The sequence below is a fragment of the Salipiger sp. genome, assembly GCF_059781815.1.
In genome coordinates this window covers 1-3,055 of sequence record NZ_JBYNAH010000353.1, presented here as the reverse complement: position 1 = coordinate 3,055, position 3,055 = coordinate 1, and the positions used below count along the sequence as shown (strand labels likewise).

General features: G+C 66.9%; 3 protein-coding genes. 2 read left to right on the top strand and 1 reads right to left on the bottom strand.

Annotated elements, in window-relative coordinates; translation table 11 throughout:
- Positions 1 to 531: 531 nt before the first annotated feature.
- Complete coding sequence (locus AC6RA4_RS24500) at positions 532 to 1,563, bottom strand: LacI family DNA-binding transcriptional regulator (RefSeq protein ID WP_500164780.1); 1,032 nt, start codon at positions 1,561 to 1,563, stop codon at positions 532 to 534.
- Positions 1,564 to 1,715: 152 nt separating this feature from the next.
- Here AC6RA4_RS24500 and AC6RA4_RS24495 point away from each other — a divergent pair, with 152 nt between their 5' ends.
- Both AC6RA4_RS24495 and AC6RA4_RS24490 read left to right on the top strand, forming a co-directional pair.
- Positions 1,716 to 2,729, top strand: a complete 1,014-nt coding sequence (locus AC6RA4_RS24495) for a TRAP transporter substrate-binding protein (RefSeq protein ID WP_500164778.1) — start codon at positions 1,716 to 1,718, stop codon at positions 2,727 to 2,729.
- Entirely contained in the window at positions 2,729 to 3,040 is a 312-nt protein-coding gene (locus tag AC6RA4_RS24490) for a TRAP transporter small permease (protein ID WP_500164776.1), read from the top strand. Before AC6RA4_RS24495 ends, AC6RA4_RS24490 begins: the two co-directional genes overlap by 1 nt.
- The last annotated feature ends 15 nt before the right edge of the window (positions 3,041 to 3,055 follow it).

Genomic DNA, 3,055 nt, shown 5'->3' with positions numbered 1-3,055 from the left:
CTCGGGCTCTTGCTCGACGTCTGGGATGGCGACGTCGAGAAGATGGTCTGACATAACGGAAATAGAGCGCGCCGGCTCCGCGTTGGCGCGCTTCGGACCCCAGCACCCTCTGACGGCCCTCAGATTCGCCGCCACGTGGGCACCTTGCGCCGCAGGCTACCCTAGGCGCCCTCAGGGCCAGACGCGCTTCAGCGGCCGATTTGCGGACCGCACCGAAGAAGCTGATTTTGTTGCATTTCCGCCTACTTGTGCGGACCGGGATCGGATCATAGATGACCGGCTCCACAACGCAATGGACGCCATGCCGCACAGCTTCGAGATCCCGATCGAAATCACGCAAGAGCGCGACGCTGGTCCAGTGCCCTCCGATCAGCGCACGCTGCGATACGAGCTTCAAGCGCACGTGAGCGATCAGTCCGTCACGAACGGCAGGATCCGGGCCACGCCGATCAAACAGACACGCCCGGCGACGCTTCGCCAGTGCGCTGCGCCACCTGCCAAGATGATCCGATCGACCTTTGCGCCCAAGGCTCAGGGCAGGTTTTCGCTGAAATAGATGTCGAGCTTCAGCGGCCGGGCCGTCGTGGCCGGCTCGTTCAGGCAGGCCACCGCCCGGTCGAGCAACGTGTCGGGATCCTGATCGAGGATCGCGTCCATCGTGCCCTCGAGCACCGCCTTCCGCGTGTCCTGCGTCAGGCCATGACCGATGAAGATCACGTCCTGCCGGCCCTGCTCGCGCAGCGCCCGAGTGATCCCGCCGGAGGAGCCCCCGACATTGTAGATGCCGACGAGATCGGGCACCTGCTCCAGCAACGCGAGCGTGTGGCGATAGTTCTCCGCGGCATCGTCGTGCCCCTCGCGCATACCGTGGACGCGAAGCTGAGGAAACAGCTCTTCCTGGATGCTGAGGAACCCCGCCTCGCGCTCGGAATGGGCGCGGTAGTGCCGCGAGCCCGCCACCAGCGCCACCGCACCCGCTTTGCCACCCGAGAAGCGCCCGATCAGCAGGCCGGCCGTGCGCCCCACGGCGCGGTTGTCGAGCCCGACATGCGGAATTCCCGGCACCGAGCCGAGATCGGAGACGATCGAGACCAGCCGCGTGCCCGTCGCCGCCACCTCCGCCGCCGCCTCGCGCACTACCGGGTGCTCGATGGCGAAGAAGGCGATGCCATCGGCCCAACCGGCGTTGCGGCGCAGCGCTTCGGCGAGCGCCTGCGCGCTGAAGCTCTCGATGAAGAAGCAGCGCAGCGCCGGCCCGTCGGCACCGCCGCGTTCGAGCCGTGCGCGCAACCGTTCTCCGAGCAGGCGAAGATAGGGATTGGCGCCCGCCGGCAGCAGCACCACGATGTTGAGCGGGCGCTTGGCCCCGAGCCGGGCCTCCTCTCCGGCGCTTAGGAAGCCAAGCTCGCGCGCGGCTTCGAGCACCCGCTCCCTGGTCCGCTCCTTCACTCCCTTGCGGCGGTTCAGCACCCGGTCGACGGTGGCCAGTGACACGCCGGCGCGCGCCGCCACGTCGGATTGCTGCGGCCTTTCGCCCGCGGGATCTTCGCCGCCTTCGCCCATCAATACACCTCAAAACCCATCATCTTATTTGCTTTGACGGATGCTGCTGCAAAACGGTAGCGTTCGTCAATAGCTACTCAACTTAAGTGAAATTCTCGAAAACCTCGAGAAAATCACATCAGAAAGCATCAAACCTTCAGGGAGGAGATCAGATGCAGACCACCAAGGGACTGTCCCGTCGCAGCCTGCTGCTCACCGGCGCCGGTGCGCTCGCAACGCCGTTCATCGCGCGCCCGGCCTTTGCCGCAAGGAGCCTCCGCTACGGCCACAACAACGAGGTCGCCTCGGTTGCCGGCGCGCAGGCCGACTGGTTTGCCGAGGCGCTCGGCCAGAGCTCGGGCGGCGAGATCTCGGTGCAGGTCTTCCCCAACAGCCAGCTCGGCAAGCTGCAGGAGCTGGCCGAGGCGGTCTCGCTCGGCACCATCGCCTTCTCGCACAACACCGCCGGCGCGCTCGGCTCGCTCTACCAGCCGTTCGCCGCGCTCGACACGCCCTATCTCTACCGCGACGTCGACCACCTGATGAAGGTGACCGACGTGGAAAGCCCGGTGATGCAGGAGCTCAATGAGGGGCTGATCGCCGCCGCCAACGTGCGCGTCATCTACGCGCATTATTTCGGCCGCCGGAACCTCACCTGCAACAAGGCGGTGATGTCGCCCGAGGATCTCGCGGGCACCAAGATCCGCGCCGTGCCGTTCCCGATCTACACCACCGCTGTCGAGGGCATGGGCGCCGTTGCCGTGCCGGTCGACTGGTCCGAGGTGCCGACGGCGCTCGCCACCGGCGTGGTGCAGGGGCAGGAGAACCCGGTGAACGTGGTGCTCAACGTCAAGCTATACGAGGTGCAGTCGCATCTCATGCTGACCGGCCACATGTCGAACGCCGAGGTCGTGGTGATGAACGAGGACACCTGGCAGGGCATGTCGGGCGCCGAGCAGGACGCGGTGCGCGATGCCGCGCAGCAGACCCGCGAGAAGGCCACCAAGGCGATCCTCGACAACGAGGAGACCGAGACCCAGAAGCTGCGCGATCTCGGCATGACGGTGATCGGCGCCGAGGACGGGCTCGACCTCGAGGCCTTCCGCGCCTCGGTGAGCGCGCTTGTCGACGAGCGCTTCGGCGGCGAATACGGCGATCTCTACGCCAAGATTGCGGCAGTCGCCTGATGCCGGGCACGCCCCCGGCCAAAGCCAAGGGCCGCGCGGTTCTCGCGCGGCTCACCACTGCTGGCACCCGGCTCGGCATGGCGCTGCTGGCGCTGATGGCCCTGCTGGTAGTGCTGCAGGTGGCGGCGCGCAATTTCCTTGACCTTGGCCTGCCCTGGGCCGACGAGCTGGCACGGTTTTCCTGCATCGGGCTGGTCTTCGTCGCGATGCCGGCGCTGGCGGGCCGGCAGGTGATGGTCGCGGTGACGATGCTGCCCGACATGTCGCAGCCGGCGCTGCGCCGGGGCATGGTGCCATCGCCATTCAGATAGGCGGTCAGCAACTCG